This window comes from Sediminibacterium sp., from assembly GCF_051861365.1.
GTDB lineage: Bacteria > Bacteroidota > Bacteroidia > Chitinophagales > Chitinophagaceae > Sediminibacterium.
Window position 1 is genome coordinate 46,262 of record NZ_JBHYCW010000012.1, and the last position, 19,548, is coordinate 65,809.

A 19,548-nucleotide genomic window follows, 5' to 3' on the forward strand; every position below is an offset into this window, starting at 1 on the left:
TTTAAAATCAAACGGCACACATGGTAGAGATCATCAGCGTAGATAAGATTGGAGAAGATGAAAGAGGGGCTACGCATTATTTCGACACAGACAGAACCGGACAATTTATCATTGCTTACCGGAGAAAGGGTAGTATCAGTGGCAGGCATTACCATAAGGGTACAGCACCCACTAAAAATCCTGAGCAGTTAATATTGATGCAGGGAGAGGCAACTGTAAACTGGTTTGATGTACAAGGCGATGCGAAAGGTTCTATTCAAGTAAAAGCACCGGCTAAAATATTCATTCAACCATGGGCATGGCATGAAGTAATTGCGGATACGGATATCATCATGTTTGAATTGAATGGATTAGAAGATGCAAAAGACGATACATTCAGAATTGAGAAATAGGGTGTAAGGATACACCAACAACAAATGACGAGAAGATGGCGAAGGAAAAACAACCCAACAGGGTTTTTGAAAATCAATCAGGTGTACAGGGACAATACCGGAACTGGTTTCTGGATTATGCTTCCTATGTAATATTGGAAAGAGCGATTCCTGCAATTGAAGATGGTTTAAAACCCGTTCAACGCAGGATATTACATGCGATGAAAGAAATGGATGATGGACGCTTTAACAAAGTGGCCAATATCATCGGACAAAGTATGCAGTACCATCCACATGGAGATGCGAGTATTGGTGATGCATTGGTGAATCTTGGACAAAAAGATTTGCTGATTGAAACACAAGGTAACTGGGGAGATGTAAGAACAGGCGATGAAGCAGCCGCTTCAAGGTATATTGAAGCGCGCTTGTCTAAATTTGCACTCGAAGTAGCATTCAATCATAAAACCACACATTGGCAATTGAGTTATGATGGTAGGAAGAATGAGCCTATTACTTTGCCAATGAAATTTCCATTACTATTGGCTCAGGGTGCCGATGGTATTGCGGTGGGTTTATCTACTAAAATTCTTCCTCATAATTTCTGTGAGTTGATTGACGCTTCTATCAAATACCTGAAAGGCAAAAAGTTTGAGATCTATCCCGATTTTCAAACAGGAGGTATGATTGATGTGTCTAACTATAATGAAGGGAAAAGAGGTGGAAAAGTTCGTGTACGAGCGCATATTGAGGAGTTGGATAAAAAAACACTGGTGATACGGGATGTGCCTTTTGGTGTTACGACTACCCAATTGATGGAAAGCATCACCAAAGCGAATGACCAAGGTAAGATCAAGATCAAAAAAGTAACAGATGTTACAGCACAGGAAGTAGAAATTCATATTGATCTTGCTGCTGGTATTTCTACAGATATCACCATTGATGCTTTGTATGCGTTTACTGATTGTGAAGTAAGTATTTCTCCCAATGCATGTGTAGTAGTAGAGCAAAAGCCGCAATTCTTAGGGGTACATGAATTGTTAAAAGTATCTGCTGATAATACAAAGACATTACTAGGAAGAGAATTAGAGATCAGACTGGCAGAGTTGGAAGACAAATGGCATTATACTTCGTTGGAAAAAATCTTCTTTGAAGAAAAGATATACAAAGAGCTTGAACAGAAGCATGCTACTTGGGACTTGGTGATAGAGGCCATCAGTAAAGCTTTTGAGCCATTCAGGAAAAAACTCAAACGTGCGATAGGAAGAGAAGATATTTTAAAACTAACAGAAAAACCTGTTCGTAGAATTTATCGTCTGGATATCAATGAACTCAACGAGCAGATCAAAGGAATAGAGGCAGAGATCAAACAAGTAAAATTTGATTTAGAGCATTTGACTGATTTTGCTGTTGCCTATTTTGAAAACTTACTCAAAAAATTTGGTAAGGGCAGAGAAAGAAAAACAGAGATCAAGGAGTTTGATACCATTCAGGTGAAACAAGTAGCAATTGCCAATACCAAATTATACCTGAATCGAGCAGAAGGATTTATTGGGACTTCTTTGAAGAAGGATGAATTTTTGTGTGATTGTTCTGATTACGATGATATCATTGCATTTACTAAATCAGGCACCATGAAAGTGGTGAAAGTATCTGATAAGGTATTTGTAGGGAAGGACATTCTTCATGCTGCTGTTTTTAGAAAAAATGACGAGCGTACGACCTATAATATGATTTATTTGGATGGCGCCAGCGGAACCAGTTATGCCAAACGTTTCAATGTAACAGGCGTAACACGAGACAAAGAATATGATCTCACCAAAGGAGCTGATAAAAGTAAGGTCCATTATTTCACCGCCAATCCCAATGGTGAAGCAGAAGTAGTGAAAGTGGTATTGAGTCCAAATTGTACAGCCCGCAATAAAGAATTTGATTTTTATTTTGAAGAATTAGAGATCAAAGGAAGAAGTAGTATGGGTAACCAGGTGACGAAGTATCCTATTAAAACAGTGAAACTGAAAGAAGCGGGTAAGAGCACTTTGGCAGGCGTGAAATTATGGTTTGATGATAAGTTTGGCAGATTGAATACCGAAGAAAAGGGGCAATACCTGGGAAGTTTTGAAGATGAGAAACTACTGGTTATCTACAATGACGGTAGTTATGAATTGACAGATACAGAAATGACCCAGCGTTTTGATCCGGAAAAAGTAACCCTGATCGAAAAATTTGATCCGAATAAAATCATTACTGCTGTATACCTGGATAATGATAAAGGACAATTCAACATCAAACGTTTCAAGATTGAAACCAGCACGCTGAAAACACAGTTCTTATTCATTAAAGAAGGAGATGGTAACAGACTTGAAGCTGTTACAACAGATGATGAACCTATACTTGTAGTACAAACAGGTAGGGGTGCACAAGTGCGTAAAGCAAAATTCAAAGTGGCCAAAATGGTAGAAGTGATGGGCTGGAAAGCAGTAGGGGCAAAGCTGACAGACTTCAACAAAAGCATTGAAATGGAATGGGAGCAAAGACCCAAAGATGATAACCCGATGCCGGAGTTGTTTTAGGCTATTAGCCATACGCTAAAAGCAGATCACGGTTTTGCCATATGCTATTATCCATATGCCATAAGCTATCCCCTAAAAGCAGCTTACTTCCTTCTCAATCTGATCGAAGCTGTTCTATTCAGATCACTGGTGAGAATGAGCTCGTGTCTTTTCTGTCCGTCATAAATGATCATGATGGCTGTATTTGGAGGGATGGTGCCTAAATTCTCTGCATACATACTGATCTCATTTACCTCTTTGGTTGAATCAAGTAAGATCATTCTTCTAAAGGCACTTTGTGTCAACGCAACGTCTTTAAATAATAGTTGATCATTCAGATAGATGGAAACTGTATCATGATCAATGGTGCCATTATCATATAAGTCAATTCTGAGCAAATTTTCAGTGACTTCAATCTCTTTGAAAATAGATTTTTCTCTTTCTAAAAATCTGGGCTCGATCATGGTTGGAGAGATTTCTTTTCTCTCTATCATCTTCATTGTACTGATAGGATCAGTTGGGGAATCAATTTCTATGGTATCGATTTCAGGCTTTGATGCAACAGTATCTGTTGAGTATTTAAAGCGATATTGAATCGCAGGACTTGTGTATCTATGCGCTGCATCACTTTCAAAAGCACCTGTTAAGACTGATTCAGTTCGATTGACCAAAAGCGTAAAATTACCGGTGAGTATACAATCAACCCCGATCTTAGTATTGGTCGATAAATAATAGATAAACGGTATGGGTTTGAAAGTTAATTGTCTTGTTTTGGTATTGAAATTTCCATTGACTTTTACTTTGAATAGACTATCCCTAAAATAATATTGCAATTCGCCGATGACAGTATTTCCTTTTTGTTTGATGACAAGTTCAGATAAATAAGAACTATGTTCACCCGGAACTGCTACTTTACCAATACCATACCAATGCCCCGTAGCGGTTTGTGCATTGGATTGAAAAACCATGATGAAACAAACAAGTATCGTATACACCCCTTTCATGCGATGAAAATATTAAAGCCTTATGGATCAGTCTTTTAAAGTTGCTAACAGCCGTGGATACCCTTCTAAAACGTATATTCTATCGTATTCAAATAAACTAACCTATTTTTGCCGATTCAGATTTTTATGGAAACAGTGAATGTAGGGCAATACAATACCCTCAAAGTATCAAGAAAAGTAGATTTTGGTTTTTACCTCGAAGATGGAGGAGATGGTATTTTATTACCTACTCGTTTTGCTCCAAAAGGACTTCGAATCGGAGACGAGATCACAGTATTTGTTTATCATGATTCAGATAATAGGCTTATTGCCACAACTCAAAAAGCGAATGCTTGCGTAGGTGAGATCGCTAAAATGAAAGCAGTGGCAGTTACCCGGCAAGGTGCGTTTCTGGATTGGGGACTGATGAAGGATCTGTTTGTTCCCGCCTCAAAACAACTGGGAGGTATGAGAGTGGGAGCTGAGTACCTTGTAAAACTCTATATCGATCAAATGACAGGAAGGGTGGCCGCTACAGAAAAAATTGAGCAATTATTGAGTAATGATGTATTGACTGTGAAAGAGTTAGATCAGGTTGAATTATTGGTATATCGTCAATCTGAATTGGGCTATGTTGTTATCATTAACAATGTACATACCGGGATTATTCATACCAACGAGATATTCACTGAACTTAAAATCGGCGATAAACTTAAGGGCTTTGTTAAGACTATTTTGACCGGGAATAAAATTGATGTGGTGCTGGGCAAGCCCGGTTTTCAAAAAGTAGAAGATGAAGCAGAGAAAATACTTCGTTTGTTACAAGAAAACAATGGATACCTGCCTTATCATGATAAATCAGATCCGGAAGAGATCTATACTTTCTTTGGAATGAGCAAGAAGACTTTTAAGATGACAACAGGTAATCTTTATAAACAAAGAAAGATCGAGTTTACACAAACTGGGTTCAAACTGATTACGGAGTAATATAGATTGGGTGAGTCTTCGGAGAAGTCGATAGTCCATGGACCATGGTCTATGGTCTATCGACTAACCAAGTAGTATCTGTAAATACGCTATTCCCATTGGGAGCTTTTATGGTTGTTGTTCCAACATAATAGTCGTCTGCAATTTCTTTGATATCAAAATAAAGGATACTGTTTTGATACAGTCTTTTTTCAGCATCATCTTTGGGGCCTGCACCAGAAAGATAGGTCGCCGCAAATCTGCAATTACCCAGCCAATCAATTTTCCAATACGTAGTATCTTTCGTACGGGTGTTCACGTCTTGTTGTATTCCATCAATCCGGGTAATCTGAATATGATCGCCTCTCTTGGTATAACTATGAAATTTTCCCACCTTTAATATGCTGCAATCGGGCACTATTCCATAAAATGAACTAGCGATGATTGCTATGCAAATCAGACTACAGAAAATGAAGGCGGAACGGGGCATAAGTTTTTGGCTAATATACTATGGTTTGATGTTCAAATTCAGTACCGAAGCTAACGATTGTTAGTATGATTGCCTTATATTTGCGCTTCAATTGAATTATATGTCGAACAGAACAGTATATATCGTATCTGCCGTAAGAACTCCAATGGGTTCTTTTGGTGGTAATTTGAAAGATTTTTCCGCGCCTCAGTTGGGCGCTATTGCGATCAAAGCAGCTGTTGAAAGAGCCGGTATTCAGCCTGATCAGGTACAGGAAGTATTGATGGGTTGTGTGATACAAGCAAATACCGGACAAGCACCTGCCCGTCAGGCGGCTAAATTCGCAGGGTTACCTGATACGGTGATCTGTACTACTGTTAATAAAGTTTGCGCCAGTGGTATGAAAGCCATTTCACAAGGAGCGCAGGCAATTTTATTGGGAGATGCTGATATAGTGGTGGCTGGTGGAATGGAAAGCATGAGCAATGTTCCTTTTTATTCACCCAATCTTCGTTGGGGAAACAAATATGGTAATGTGCAACTGATCGATGGCTTAGCCAAAGATGGTTTAACCGATGTGTACCATAATTATGCCATGGGTAATGCAGCAGAACTTTGTGCCAAAGAATGTAATATTTCACGTGAAGAACAAGATGCTTTTGCAATTGAGAGCTATAAAAGAAGTCAGGCAGCGTGGAACAATGGAAACTTTGATGCAGAAGTAGTGCCGGTGCCTATTCCTCAAAGAAAAGGAGATCCTATTTTATTTGCGAAAGATGAAGATGCTTTCAATGTAAAGTTTGATAAGATCCCTGAATTAAAACCTGCATTTATAAAAGATGGAACCGTTACAGCAGCCAATGCTTCTACCATGAACGATGGTGCAGCAGCAGTGGTGTTGATGAGCAAAGAAAAAGCAGATTCATTAGGCATTAAACCCTTGGCCATCATTCGTAGTTATGCCGATGCAGAACAAGCGCCTGAGTGGTTCACTACAACACCGGCTTTGGCGGTTCCAAAAGCAGTAGCAAAATCCGGTTTAGAAATGAATCAGATTGATTATGTTGAATTGAATGAAGCATTCTCTGTAGTTGGCATTGCTAATATTCAAAAAATGAAATTGGATCCTGCAAAAGTGAATGTACACGGTGGTGCTGTTTCTTTAGGTCATCCTTTGGGTTGCAGCGGTGCAAGGATCATTGTTACTTTATTACATGTGTTGAAACAACATGGTGGAAAAATAGGTGCTGCCGGTATTTGTAATGGTGGGGGTGGTGCCAGCGCCATGGTCATTGAAAATATTTCTGCTTAAACATTGAATAGCTTGTATATCCAAACTGCCACGGCTGACGATGCATCATTGATTGCAACCATCAGCCGTGAAACTTTTTACGACAGCTTCGCCGAAAAGAATACGGTTGCGAATATGCAACTCTTTCTCGATACGCAATTCACAGAAGAAAAACTGATGGCGGAAGTATTGGATCCCTTGAATGTTTTTTTTATAGCGTTTGTAGATGATGTACCGCTTGGATATTGTAAAATGAGCCCCGGAACTCACACTCAAAACCCAACTACTGATCCCTCCATTGAAATTTGTCGTTTTTATGCCCGTAAAAACAGCATCGGAAAAGGGATTGGAAAAGCTTTGATGCTACACGCACTATCCTACGCGAAAGACCATGATTATAAAAAAGTATGGTTAGGTGTTTGGGAAAAGAATGAACGGGCGATTGCCTTCTATCAGTTTTTCGGATTTTCAAAATTTGGTGAACATGATTTTTTGTTGGGAACAGATCTGCAAAGAGATTGGTTGATGGAAAAACTAGTACAATAAAACAATCAGTCATTTGTTGATCACTGATCGATCAGTAAAAAATTATAACCTACTAATTCCTACACGCTGTTTCAGGTATTGTTGTTTTTCAATACATGTAAGCATACAATGGGCTAAATCTCCGGCAGTAATCTGATAATGATTGGGCTTTGGGGCATAATTAGCAGCAGTAATGTATTGTCCGGTTCCCGCCTTGTTCAAAATATCGGGGGAGCAAATAAAAGTCCAGTCAAGAGATGAATGCGCCAGTGTTTGATAAGCAAGCAAGTGTTCATTTCCCACCGGCAGGTATTCTTTAGGGTAACCTGATTGTTCCATCAGTAAACCTTCATCGGGCTCATCTGCATTCAAAATACCCATACCACCCAACGCAACAATTCTTTGTACACCGCACTGTTCCATCTGTTCAATGATATTTTTCATACCCAAACTTCTGGTTCGATCACTACCATCAAAACCGCCACCCAGTGTCGATAATATGGCATCCGATCCTTCAATGGCATTTCTCACATCAGCGGCGTCAAAAACATAACCTTTGATAGCGATCAAAGCATCATTATCCAGATCATGATCTATCAACTCCTCCACATTTCTTCCAAAAGCACGTACGGTATGGCCTTTGGCCATTGCCAGGGACACTATGAAGCGACCTACTTGGCCGGTAGCGCCAAAAACTGTGATGATCATGTCATTTTTTACAGCAATTTACTAAAAGCAGGCTTGCTTTCCTAGGCTGTTTGTGCGGCTTGTTCTGCTATTTCATCCATGCTGATACCATGATGACTTTCATCATACACACATTCTCCATTTTTGATCAGCAAAATCTGAGGTGATTCGTGGTATACAGCAAAATCGGTAGCTATTTGATCTGAAATAGAACGAAAGGCAAGAAGGTCTAAATAATGAAATGTTACTTGCTCAGGTATAGTACTTCTTTCTAAACGATTCAAGACCATGGAGCTGATGCTACAACGGGTACTATGTTTGAATATAACTTGAGCTGTTTGAAAAGATTGTTCTTTGATCTGTGCTAACTGATCAATCGAAGTAATAGGATTCCAGTTCATCTTTTTTTCTTAGAAAACAATACAAAATACAATAAGTTCAGCAGACATTAAGGCTTGAAGTAGCGAGGATTGGTGGTTGGACAGCCTCTGCTTTTAGATGAAGTACAAGAACTAATCAACACTGCGCTTAATACGAGTAAGAATAGTATAGCGGTTATCTTTTTCATGTGTTGCGATTTAAGTTAGCGTTTTGACTGTATTTTGCGCTATAACAAAGATACTGATTTGACTGAAATTGTTGCTTTCAGACAGTTAATATGCATAAAACGATAGAAATCAAAGTATTATTATGAAGGTTCACTTTATTTCGATAGGCGGAAGTGTGATGCATCAATTGGCCATTGCACTCCATAAAAAGGGTTATCAGGTCACAGGAACAGATGATGAAATATTCGAACCTGCAGCCTCTAATCTGCAAGAACACGGACTTTTGCCAACTGCCATTGGCTGGGATCCGGCTAAGATCACCCCTGATTTGGATGCTGTGATTTTAGGGATGCATGCAAAATCAGACAATCCGGAATTACAAAAGGCAATAGCGTTACAATTGAACATCTATTCTTTTCCGGAATATATCTATCATGAGAGTCAGCAAAAGACAAGAGTAGTGGTGGGAGGAAGTCATGGTAAGACCACCACAACCAGTATGATCATGCATGTGTTGAAGCATACAGCACAAAAATTCGATTATCTCGTTGGAGCAAAAGTGGAAGGGTTTGATCAGTCTGTGAATATTACCGATGCACCTGTTATTGTTTGTGAGGGAGATGAATATCCTGCCAGCGCCATCGAGCGAAAACCTAAATTTCATTTTTTATATCCGCACATTGCTATTCTTACGGGTATCGCTTGGGATCATATCAATGTATTTCCCACATTTGAATTTTATCTGGAACAATTCATCATTTTTATCAATAAAATTGAACCGAATGGATTGTTGATTTACAATGAATCGGACCCGGTGTTAAAAGAACTCGTAACTCAGCATAAGCGTGAGGATATTCGTTACCAGCCCTATTCAATCCCTACACATAGCATTTCAGCCGGTAGAACAACTGTAGAACTGGAAGGTGTATCAGGAAACTTAAAAGTTTTTGGTAATCATAACTTGCTCAACTTATATGCGGCTTATTATGCATGTAAAGAATTGGGGTTATCAGTGCATGATTTTGTTCAGGCCATTGGTAGTTTTTCCGGTGCGGCTAAACGATTGGAGCTGCTAGCCAGTAATGATCAAACAGCAGTATATCGTGATTTTGCACATGCCCCCAGTAAAGTAAAAGCAACGATTGAAGCCGTGAAATCACAGTTCCCCGGTCGTAAGTTGATAGGTGTACTTGAGTTACATACTTATAGCAGTTTGAATGAGGCCTTTATGAAAGAATACAATGGCGCATTGGAACCTGCAGATCAAGCGGTTGTTTTTTATTCCAAACATGCGTTAGAGATCAAGCGATTGCCCGATTTACCCGAAGCTGCAGTACAACAAGGTTTTAATAAATCAGGATTGCTTATTTTTACCGATGCAGTGTTGTTAAAAGAATGGTTATTGTCTGTTGACTATCGTAACAGTAATCTTTTATTAATGAGTAGCGGCAATTATGATGGCATAGATGTGGTATCATTAGCAGAGGAAATCATTCAAAAGACAGATACCAATAATTAGAATTATTATATTTACTTCGTACCATGAAATTGCAACTCACACGTCCGCTTGCTTTTATTGATTTGGAAACAACCGGTGTTAACATCAGTTTGGATCGTATTGTAGAGATCGCTATTGTGAAGATCAATCCAGACGGAACTCAGCAAGTCAAAAGAAAACTTATCAATCCCATGATGCCCATTCCGAAAGGGGCGAGTGATGTTCATGGTATTACAGATGATATGGTAAAAGATGCACCTGTTTTCAAGCAGGTAGCGAATGAAATCAAACAATTCATTGATCATTGTGATATTGGAGGATACAATAGCAATCGTTTTGATATCCCTATGCTCATTGAAGAATTTTTACGTGTTGGTATCGATTTTTCTACTGATGGAAGAAAGTTGGTAGATGTGCAGAAAGTATTTCACATGATGGAGCAAAGAACATTGAGTGCTGCTTACAAATTTTACTGTCAAAAAACTTTAGACGGAGCGCACAGTGCTGAAGTGGATGCCACGGCAACTTGGGAAGTCCTGGAAGCGCAGGTAGAGCGTTATCCGCAAATTGGAAATACGGTAGAAAGTATTGTAAAATTCACCGGTGAAGACGATATAGTGGATTTTGCCCGTCGTTTTGTTCGTGAAAATGGTGTAGAAGTCTTCAATTTTGGGAAACATAAAGGTAAGCCTGTGACACAGGTACTCAAGGAAGAGCCCCAGTATTATGATTGGATGATGAAAGGTGATTTCCCTATGAATACCAAGCAAAAACTCACTGAAATCCTCAATAGAACTTTGTTAAAGAAAGGATAAGTCTCCCCATTTTACATAGTATTTTCCGCAATTCTGATGATGGTTTAACGACTAATCGTTCTGAGTTGTATTTTAGCGGAGCAACCGAATACCCCCTTGATTGGAAAAGTTAGTCATCATACCAACCTACAACGAAAAAGAAAATATTGCGTCAATCATCAAAGCTGTATTTGACTTACAATCCGGTTATCATGTTCTTGTTATTGATGATGGCTCCCCAGATGGTACGGCTGCCATTGTAAAAGAACTCATGCAACAATATCCTGAACAACTATTCCTTGAAGAGCGTAAAGGAAAATTGGGATTAGGTACCGCATATATTCATGGATTCAAATGGGGTATCAATAAAGAATATGCCTATATTTTTGAAATGGATGCAGATTTCTCTCACAACCCCAAAGATTTGGAACGGTTGTATCACGCATGTAAACATGAAGGAGCAGATGTAGCGGTGGGTAGTCGGTACGTGCCCGGCGGTAGAACAGAGAACTGGCCTTGGGATCGTCAGTTGTATTCAAGAGGAGGAGCGTTGTACACAAAGCTACTTACCTGGATGCCGGTAAATGACCCAACTGCAGGTTTTGTTTGTTATACGCGACAGGTCTTAGAATCCATTAACCTAGATGAAATTGAATTCGTAGGGTATGCTTTCCAGATTGAGATGAAATTCGTTTCTTGGAAATTAGGATTCCGTATCAAAGAAGTGCCCATCACATTTATTGATCGAAAGATTGGTGTGAGTAAAATGAGCAAGGGCATCATCAAAGAAGGAGTATTGGGTGTTTTAAAAATACAATGGCATAGTCTTTTCAAAAGTTATAAGAAAAGGGTATCAAGTGCTTCTTGAAAATAGAACGTTATTGTTCGTCTAAATCAAATCTCCCCAAAACGCTGTTTTCTATTTCTTTGAATTAGCTTTAGCCTCATGAAAGAGGCGCTCATCAAGCTACATATTTCTGTTTTTCTGGCCGGATTCACCGGAGTGTTGGGCATATTGATTCATATGAATGAGGGATTGCTGGTTTGGTATCGCATCATGATTACTGTGGTTACATTACTGGCGCTATTGAAATGGAAGAACCAACTGCAACAGGTTGCTCCTACCATGGTTTGGAAATTATTAGGGATCGGAACCCTCATTGCGCTGCATTGGGTTTTTTTCTATGGGAGTATTAAAATGTCCAATGTCTCCATCGGATTGGTATGTTTTGCTTCAACCGGATTATTCACCGCATTATTAGAGCCGGTATTCAACGATCGCTCATTCAGTTGGCCGGATGTAGGGTTGGGGCTACTAAGTTTATTAGGTATCATTCTTATTTTTCAATTGGATACAAGATATCGGGAAGGAATTATTGCGGGGATTGCTTCAGCCATATTAGCCGCTCTTTTCTCTGTACTTAATAAGCGGCAAGTTCAAAAAGTAGAGCCAAGAACGATGATGATCTATGAACTTAGTGGAGGCTTATTGATTCTCACACTTCTCATGCCGATATATTTATATTATTACCCCGTTGAAACCATTCTTCCTACTTTATCTGACTGGTTTTGGTTGCTGATCTTAAGTTGGCTCTGTACCGTATTGGCGATGGACTTGATGTTGCAGGCGCTGAAGAAGGTTTCCGCATTTACACAAAATCTCAGTCTCAATCTGGAACCCGTATATGGAATTTTACTGGCTTTTGTTTTATTTAAAGAGAACGAAAAACTAAACGGTAGTTTTTATATTGGAGTGGCACTTATTACGACCTCTGTTTTACTACAAATGATCAGGGTGGTTAGAAAGCATCAGCAAAAGCATATCTGAGCTTCGTTTATTCCTGTCTGGTATTGGATACGATCTTTTGAATGACCGTATCAAGTTTCGTAGCACTTATATTCAATAGCTCCAACACTTGCAATATCTCAGGATCATTTGTTTTTTCTGTGTACAACATCAAGACATTGATCAAACCTAGAATATTACTCAGTGGGGCCCTTGCTTCATGTGATTGTAAGTAAGCAATTTCACGCATGCGGTCATACTGCTGTAATAGTTTCATCTCGGCTTTTTTCCTCGCGTCAATATTGGTGATATTCATGGCAACACCTAACATATCACCCACTTCGCTATAAACAGGGTAATACAAAAATTCAAACCATAAAACATCGCCATTCAACAAAGCAACAGGACGCTCTGTTGTTAGTTTTTCTCCTGAGAGTGCTCTTTCAAAATGTTCTTTAAAATACTGATCTAATTCTTTCGGAACATAATTACTGAAATCAGCATCTATATACAATTGCGCATTGAAATACTCTTTTGAAAGCAGATCTGCAGTGCGGTTAAAATTCAAGATTTTCAGGTCTGCACTCAGTAAGATATTGATATCAGTGGTACTATCAAGTATCGCTTTTAGTTTGATTTCATTTGCTAGGAGTTCCAGCTGTTGTTTTTTCTGCAAGGTTATATCAATGAAATAGCAAATGATGCCTTCTTTGGATGGTGTAGCTGAAACCGCAAAATGGTAATCGGGTGGCCAAGGTTGTTCAAAAGTGATGGTTTCTTCAATATCAAATGCTTTGCGCATAGCCGCTGCATAGGGTTGTTCATCGGTATCCGGAAAGAAATCCCAAAAGCTTCTTCCGATCATTTCTTGTCTGGATAAACCGGTCACTGATTCAAAGAATCTATTCACTTTGATAAAAGTCCAGTTACGATCTAAAGCAAAAAAACCATCGCTAACCCCATCCAAGTATTCATTGAATTGATGCGTATACCTGGAGGCCGTAAAATCATCTAATGGATCGCCACTTAATAATACTCCCATGGCCTGTACAACATATTCACCTTCAGGGGTATCAACTGCGCTCATTTCCCATTGTATCGTATGCTGATTTTCGTCGATCAGGTATCGTGCAATAACTGATAATTTTTCTTCGGGATGTTGAAAGGCTTTTTCTACTTGTTGCCTAAGAAAATCAATATCTGCATAGTGAACTTGCTCATCATATTTTCTGCTTCCGATCAAGGCTTTGTCCCAACCTGTAATCGAAGACATTTTTTGATTGATATATCGATACTGCCCATGTTGATCAATAATCATATACATGAACACATGTGAGTGCTCAAGCGTAGTGATCATTTGTTCCATAGGAGAATGTGTATTCATGTAAACTTGACTAGCGACCTATAATAAGCAAAGTAATATCAATTTTTTAATCAATATAATGCTTTGAAATGGATTAAAATGCAATTAATTGTTTTCTGAGCGATTTACTTTCTTATTCAGAGAAGTTTTATCCCAAGTAGTCACTAAACAGCTGCCTTTTGGGGGTACAGTACGTTAAACATTCATCTATCATCCTTATTCACCCGTTGGTCATTTTATTCAATGATTCTTCAATACCTCGGCATTGTTTGATTAACTTAGGTGCCACTAAAATTACCAATATGAGAAAACTAATACTCGCATTTTTGTTATTGCCGGGTATATCCACCTTCGCTCAGAAAAAGCCGTTGGATCATTCTGTTTATGATGACTGGCAGTCTATCGGTGAACGCGTTATCAGTAATGACGGCAAATATGTAGCCTACGCCGTGAATCCTCAAGAAGGGGATGGGATGGTATACTTACAAAGTACAAACGGAAATTATCAGGTAACCATTCCTCGCGGGTATAGTATTTCCATTACGGAAGACAATCGTTTTTTGGTTTGCAGAATTAGACCTTTTTATAAAGATACCCGTGATGCCAGAATCAAAAAGCGTCGTCCGGATGAAATGCCCAAAGATACTTTAGCCTATGTTGCTTTAGGGTCTACAAATATTACCAAGGTTCCGAGAATCAAAAGTTACAAAATACCCGATGAATCGGGTATGTGGTTGGCTTATTTACTCGATAAGCCATTGCCTGAAACCAACAGACCTCAGCAACCGGACTCCTTAACCCGACTTAACAATATGCTGAAAATGGCAGATAGTTTGATACGTGTTGCAGATAGTATCCGTAATAAAGCCAATGAAGCAAAAACAACCGGGATGTCTGTTCTTCAAAACAGAAACGGAAGACCACCGGTACGTTCCAATGCAGAGCCCGTAGAAGAAGGTACTGTTCTGGTTTTACGCAATCTCCAAACAGGTGAGGAGCGCAGGTTTGAATTGGTGAAAGACTATTTCTTCAACCGCAAGGGCAATGTATTGCTGATTGAGACCACCAGAAAAAATAGTGACGACAAATCATTATCCAGTATTACCAAAGTAAATCTGGATAATAATAACACCCGTATCATTTTCGCAAAATTCAATGAAGCCAAAAGTTTCAGAATGGACGAAGAGGGTAAGCAAGTGGCCTTTGTTGCAGAAAGAGATAGCAGCAGTAAGGCATTACAGAAATTTTACAAACTCTATTATTACAAGGATGGAATGGATAGCGCTCGGTTATTGGCTGACAATAAAACCAAAGGCTTACCTGCCAATTGGACCATTAGTGATAATCCGGGAAGTATTGTATTCAGTAAATCCGGAAATCGTTTGATGTTCGGTACACTTCCCATATGGCCGGTACGTGATACTACCGTTCCTGAAATGGACAGGGTAAGTGTGGATGTATGGCATTATAATGATGATTATATCCAACCGGTACAACTCAGAAACCTCAATACAGAATTGAGAAGAAGTTATCTGGCTTATTTCGATTTAGATAAAAATGAAATTGTACAGTTGGGTAGTGAAAAAATGCGCAATATCGTGCCCACGCAAGAAGGAGATGGCAATATTTTTTACGGAGTATCTGATTTTGGGAAACGTGTAGCTACACAATGGCAGGGATTTAGTTTCAATGATGTATTCAGAATCAACCCATTGACCGGACAATCACAAGTGATATCCAAAGACCTGAAGGGTGGTAATTTGCAGCCTTCATACACAGGTAAATACCTCGTATTCTTTGATGAGCGTAAACAAAAATACTTTGCTTATAACAGTGTTACCGGACAAGTATACCAAATCGCTAAAGACATCAAAAATGCACTAGGCGATGAAGAAAATGATGTGCCGGATGATCCCAATGCTTATGGTGTTGTGAAATGGATGGAAGGTGATAAGTCTGTATTGATTTACGATCGTTATGATATCTGGCAAGTAGATCCCGAGGGAGTAGCGCCTTCTGTTTGTCTTACAAGTGGAAGAAAAGATAAAACCGTTATCAGATATGTCAATACAGATCCTAATGAACGTTTTATAACTACTTCACAAAGATTGCTGTTGCGTTTATTTGATGAAAAAGATAAAAGTGCAGGACTCGCAACCTTGGATCTCTCTACCAAAACTTTCAATGTTGTTTTCAAAGAGAAAGTAAGTTTAGGTTTTGCTATTCAAAAGGCCAAAACTGCAGATGTATTGACTTATACAAAGGAAACTTTCCAGAACTCTCCTAATGTATATGTACACACCATGGGTACACAAGCCAAGCAATTATCCAATACGAATCCACAACAAGCAAACTACAATTGGGGAACTGCTGAGTTGTTCAAATGGAAAGCGTATACCGGAAAAGAAGCAGAAGGTATTGTATACAAGCCGGAAGATTTTGATCCGAAGAAAAAGTATCCCATGATTGTGTATTTCTATGAAAGAAGCAGTCAAGGTTTGTATGGTTATGTTGCACCTTCTCCCACACCTTCCAGACTGAATATTTCTTTCTTTGTAAGTCGCGGTTATGTTGTTTTTGTACCGGATATCTGGTATAAAAAAGGATATCCAGGTCAGGGTGCTTATGATTATATCTTAAGTGGAACCAGAGCGGTTGTGAAGCAAGGGTATGTAGATAGTACAAAACTGGGTTTGCAGGGACAAAGCTGGGGTGGATACCAAATCGCGCATTTGATTACCAGAACCAATTTATATGCTGCAGCTTGGGCAGGTGCTCCTGTAGTGAACATGACCAGTGCTTATGGTGGTATCAGATGGGGAACAGGTTTGAACAGACAGTTTCAATATGAACAATCACAAAGTCGTATTGGGGCTACTTTATGGGAGAAGCCGAATTTATACATAGAAAACTCACCTTTGTTCCATTTACCGAAAGTAAAAACGCCTTTGGTGATTATGGCAAATGATGCTGATGATGCAGTGCCTTGGTATCAGGGAATTGAGTATTACACAGCAATGCGCAGACTAGGTAAAAAAGTATGGATGCTGAATTATAATAATGAAGCACATAACCTCGTAGAACGCAAAAACAGAAAAGACATCCAGATTCGTGAACAGCAGTTCTTTGATCATCTCCTCAAAGGAGAAAAACCTTCTAAATGGATTACAGAAGGAGTACCTGCTACGATGAAAGGAAAAGACATGGGGCTGGGCTATTGATCTTTGATTTTTTGATCTGTGATTTCTTGATTTTATTAAATCAAAAAATCACAGATCAAAAATTAAACCATCTGCGTAGAAATATATCTCACCAAACTTCTCTTTGCAATAGGTAGTAGTGTTTCTTCTAAGGGTAAGCTCAATTCTGTTTCAACGGAGTATACAGCGGGGTTGGGGAGGTCAGATCTGTTTCTGATCAATTCTGCTTTGATGTTTTGATAAGAATTGACAATACTTCTTTGCCAAACATCAACAAACTCGGTTTTAATGCTTCGGTATTTTTCATCATGTTTTTCAAAGATGCTGAGGCGGTATTGATATACCCATGTATTTCTGCAGGCGCCTTCGCATAAAAGAAAATAACCTTCATTGTGATCCAATGGAATCAACCCAATAGGCTCGATGGTGAGTTTATTCTCTACGAATTCGTAGATCTCTGTTCCGCTGGTAATGGTTTTTTTCATGTTGGAAGAAGCATACTGAATAATCTCCTCCAACTCCTGCATCAGTTCATCATCTTCTACCATAGACTCGTACAAGAGTTGCAATTTTTCAATCTGTATACCTGTCAATCTTTTAGGAAACTGTTCCTGTAAGTATTGTTTATTCTCTTTGAAGGCAATGAGGTTGTTGTAATGGAAAATGATATCTGCCAGTTGCGGATACAATTTGTTCTGACAGAAGTAGCGATTGATTTCCTGTAAATAAGCGAGAAGGGTATATTTCTTTAATTCAAAATCAATATAACCATCCGCAAACCATGTTTGAGATAAGGTCTTCATACCGATCCGTTTTGTTTTCTGAATGTAAGCATTCAAAAACAGATTTGTATGAGATGTTTATTAACAGGATGTGAAAATAGATGATAGCTTATAGCGAATAGATAATGGCATCTAGAAAGACATATACTATTCGCCATGTGCCATTAACTATTTGCTAAAGGCTACAAGTACTGGAACCATTGGCGGTTGGCATCCCACTTTTCAAATTCCTTGGCTACTTCGGTTAAGAAGCTGGCACCAATACTGCCATCGACAATACGATGATCATAGCTTAATGAGAGATACATCATATGTCTAATGCCAATTGTATCGCCGTCTTTGGTTTCAATTACCATGGGGCGTTTTTTTATGGCGCCTACAGCTAGAATTGCTACTTGTGGTTGAGAGATAATAGGTGTTCCCATCAAACTCCCGAAAGTACCTACATTGGTTAAAGTGAAAGTACCACCGGTGGTATCATCCGGTTTCAGTCTGTTGTTTCTAGCGGCATCAGCCAATCCATTTACGGCTTTGCTTAGTCCCACAATATTTAACTGATCGGCTCCTTTGATTACAGGAACAATCAAGTTGCCGGATGGTAGGGCAGTAGCCATACCAATATTGATATCTTTTCTAACAATGATTTTATCTCCATCCACCGAACAATTGATCAATGGATATTTTTCAATGATACGTGCAATACATTCAATGAACATTGGAGTGAATGTGAGCTTGGTGCCTTCTCTTTTCTCAAACTCATGCTTCACTTTTTCACGCCACTGTACCATATGGGTTACATCTGCTTCAGCAAAACTGGTTACGTGCGGACTGGTATGCTTACTGTCAACCATGTGTTTGGCAATCAGTTTGCGCATTCTATCCATTTCAATGATCTCAGTATTGCCATTAACTATTACTGAAGAAGGGTCACTTAATTTTCCTGAAGGGGTAACAACAGCACTTGTTGTTTCTGTTACAGAAGATGCCTCAACGGTTGGTTTAAGTGTTGTTTCAAATCTAGGTGATGCCTGAACAGGAGCAACCGGAGTTGTTGCAACAGCCGGTGCCGGAATATTGCCGGATTTTTTATTGGCTACATATTGTAAAATATCTTTTTTGCTTACTCTACCATCAATACCTGTACCCGGAATTCTTTCCAATTCACTCAGACTAATCCCTTCACTATTGGCAATATTGAGTACCAACGGTGAATAAAAGCGATTCACTGCGGGTTTGTCAAGAAGTTCTGTAGAGGCAGTGGCGGCAGGAACAAATGGGATTGTTTCCGGTACATTAACTTCAACCGGGGCAGGAGGAACCGCAATGGGTTCAGTACTCACTTCTTCTTTGGCGATACTCGCCTCTTCAACTTTGATTTCCTCTTGTGGAGCTGCTGTCGGAACAGTGGTTGCAGATCCATTTGCAGCAGTATTGATTCTGGCAATGACTGTACCGATGGGTACTACATCATTTACATTGAATAAAATTTCTGTGATCACACCTTCTGCAGTAGAAGGTACTTCGCTGTCAACCTTATCTGTGGCGATATCCAGTACCGTTTCATCTTGTTTCACATGATCGCCCACCTTTTTATTCCATTTCAGAATGGTGGCTTCCATAATACTTTCGCCCAATTTGGGCATCACCAGTTCAGCAATTGCCATACAGTTCGTAGTGTTTAAAATAATGATCTAAAAATCAGAAAACGCCTAACCATCTATCCCATGATATCCCCT

Annotated in this window: 17 protein-coding genes; 10 read left to right on the forward strand and 7 right to left on the reverse strand. The window is 39.2% G+C overall.

Annotation, left to right across the window (positions count from 1 at the left end; all coding sequences use genetic code 11):
• The first annotated feature begins 20 nt into the window (after positions 1–20).
• Positions 21–392: a hypothetical protein gene (locus ACTIEV_RS07425; protein WP_322194555.1), complete on the forward strand. Its 372-nt coding sequence runs from the start codon at positions 21–23 to the stop codon at positions 390–392.
• Positions 393–427: 35 nt separating this feature from the next.
• Complete coding sequence (locus tag ACTIEV_RS07430; protein ID WP_322194553.1) at positions 428–2,941, forward strand: DNA gyrase/topoisomerase IV subunit A; 2,514 nt, start codon at positions 428–430, stop codon at positions 2,939–2,941.
• A gap of 83 nt (positions 2,942–3,024) precedes the next feature.
• On the opposite strand, the gene ACTIEV_RS07435 is transcribed toward ACTIEV_RS07430, so the two are convergent.
• Positions 3,025–3,924, reverse strand: coding sequence for a hypothetical protein (locus tag ACTIEV_RS07435; RefSeq protein WP_322194551.1), 900 nt, complete (start codon positions 3,922–3,924; stop codon positions 3,025–3,027).
• Between the two features lie 108 nt (positions 3,925–4,032).
• Between ACTIEV_RS07435 and ACTIEV_RS07440 the strand changes: the two genes are divergently transcribed.
• Positions 4,033–4,890: a CvfB family protein gene (locus tag ACTIEV_RS07440; RefSeq protein ID WP_322194550.1), complete on the forward strand. Its 858-nt coding sequence runs from the start codon at positions 4,033–4,035 to the stop codon at positions 4,888–4,890.
• 49 nt (positions 4,891–4,939) lie between these two features.
• On the opposite strand, the gene ACTIEV_RS07445 is transcribed toward ACTIEV_RS07440, so the two are convergent.
• On the reverse strand, positions 4,940–5,263 hold the full coding sequence (locus ACTIEV_RS07445) for a hypothetical protein (protein ID WP_322194548.1): 324 nt from the start codon (positions 5,261–5,263) through the stop codon (positions 4,940–4,942).
• Between the two features lie 196 nt (positions 5,264–5,459).
• On the opposite strand from ACTIEV_RS07445, the gene ACTIEV_RS07450 reads away from it, so the two are divergent.
• Together ACTIEV_RS07450 and ACTIEV_RS07455 are read left to right on the forward strand one after the other, a co-directional pair.
• Positions 5,460–6,650 carry an acetyl-CoA C-acyltransferase gene (locus ACTIEV_RS07450; protein ID WP_322194546.1) on the forward strand — a complete coding sequence of 397 codons (1,191 nt, stop codon included), beginning with the start codon at positions 5,460–5,462 and terminating at the stop codon, positions 6,648–6,650.
• Between the two features lie 12 nt (positions 6,651–6,662).
• Positions 6,663–7,175 carry a GNAT family N-acetyltransferase gene (locus ACTIEV_RS07455; RefSeq protein WP_322194544.1) on the forward strand — a complete coding sequence of 171 codons (513 nt, stop codon included), beginning with the start codon at positions 6,663–6,665 and terminating at the stop codon, positions 7,173–7,175.
• 42 nt (positions 7,176–7,217) lie between these two features.
• Here ACTIEV_RS07455 and ACTIEV_RS07460 read toward each other — a convergent pair whose 3' ends face one another.
• The gene (locus ACTIEV_RS07460; protein ID WP_322194542.1) at positions 7,218–7,862 is read right to left on the reverse strand and encodes an NAD(P)-dependent oxidoreductase; all 645 of its coding nucleotides are present in this window, start codon (positions 7,860–7,862) and stop codon (positions 7,218–7,220) included.
• Positions 7,863–7,903: 41 nt separating this feature from the next.
• The gene (ytxJ, locus tag ACTIEV_RS07465; protein ID WP_322194540.1) at positions 7,904–8,242 is read right to left on the reverse strand and encodes a bacillithiol system redox-active protein YtxJ; all 339 of its coding nucleotides are present in this window, start codon (positions 8,240–8,242) and stop codon (positions 7,904–7,906) included.
• Between the two features lie 289 nt (positions 8,243–8,531).
• On the opposite strand from ytxJ, the gene ACTIEV_RS07470 reads away from it, so the two are divergent.
• The 4 genes from ACTIEV_RS07470 (at position 8,532) to ACTIEV_RS07485 (ending at position 12,509) form a co-directional block, all read left to right on the forward strand.
• Positions 8,532–9,908 carry a UDP-N-acetylmuramate--L-alanine ligase gene (locus tag ACTIEV_RS07470; RefSeq protein ID WP_439516307.1) on the forward strand — a complete coding sequence of 459 codons (1,377 nt, stop codon included), beginning with the start codon at positions 8,532–8,534 and terminating at the stop codon, positions 9,906–9,908.
• Between the two features lie 23 nt (positions 9,909–9,931).
• A complete protein-coding gene (locus ACTIEV_RS07475; protein ID WP_439516308.1) occupies positions 9,932–10,702 on the forward strand; it encodes an exonuclease domain-containing protein in 771 nt (256 codons plus the stop codon).
• Between the two features lie 100 nt (positions 10,703–10,802).
• Positions 10,803–11,549, forward strand: coding sequence for a polyprenol monophosphomannose synthase (locus ACTIEV_RS07480; RefSeq protein WP_439516309.1), 747 nt, complete (start codon positions 10,803–10,805; stop codon positions 11,547–11,549).
• 78 nt (positions 11,550–11,627) lie between these two features.
• Complete coding sequence (locus ACTIEV_RS07485) at positions 11,628–12,509, forward strand: DMT family transporter (protein ID WP_439516310.1); 882 nt, start codon at positions 11,628–11,630, stop codon at positions 12,507–12,509.
• A 7-nt stretch (positions 12,510–12,516) separates the two neighbouring features.
• Here ACTIEV_RS07485 and ACTIEV_RS07490 read toward each other — a convergent pair whose 3' ends face one another.
• Positions 12,517–13,851 carry a PAS domain-containing protein gene (locus ACTIEV_RS07490; protein WP_322194530.1) on the reverse strand — a complete coding sequence of 445 codons (1,335 nt, stop codon included), beginning with the start codon at positions 13,849–13,851 and terminating at the stop codon, positions 12,517–12,519.
• 281 nt (positions 13,852–14,132) lie between these two features.
• Between ACTIEV_RS07490 and ACTIEV_RS07495 the strand changes: the two genes are divergently transcribed.
• Positions 14,133–17,051 carry an alpha/beta hydrolase family protein gene (locus tag ACTIEV_RS07495; protein ID WP_322194528.1) on the forward strand — a complete coding sequence of 973 codons (2,919 nt, stop codon included), beginning with the start codon at positions 14,133–14,135 and terminating at the stop codon, positions 17,049–17,051.
• 62 nt (positions 17,052–17,113) lie between these two features.
• Here ACTIEV_RS07495 and ACTIEV_RS07500 read toward each other — a convergent pair whose 3' ends face one another.
• Together ACTIEV_RS07500 and ACTIEV_RS07505 are read right to left on the reverse strand one after the other, a co-directional pair.
• A complete protein-coding gene (locus ACTIEV_RS07500; RefSeq protein WP_322194525.1) occupies positions 17,114–17,833 on the reverse strand; it encodes a hypothetical protein in 720 nt (239 codons plus the stop codon).
• Between the two features lie 161 nt (positions 17,834–17,994).
• Positions 17,995–19,476: a dihydrolipoamide acetyltransferase family protein gene (locus tag ACTIEV_RS07505; RefSeq protein WP_322194523.1), complete on the reverse strand. Its 1,482-nt coding sequence runs from the start codon at positions 19,474–19,476 to the stop codon at positions 17,995–17,997.
• Positions 19,477–19,548: the final 72 nt, after the last annotated feature.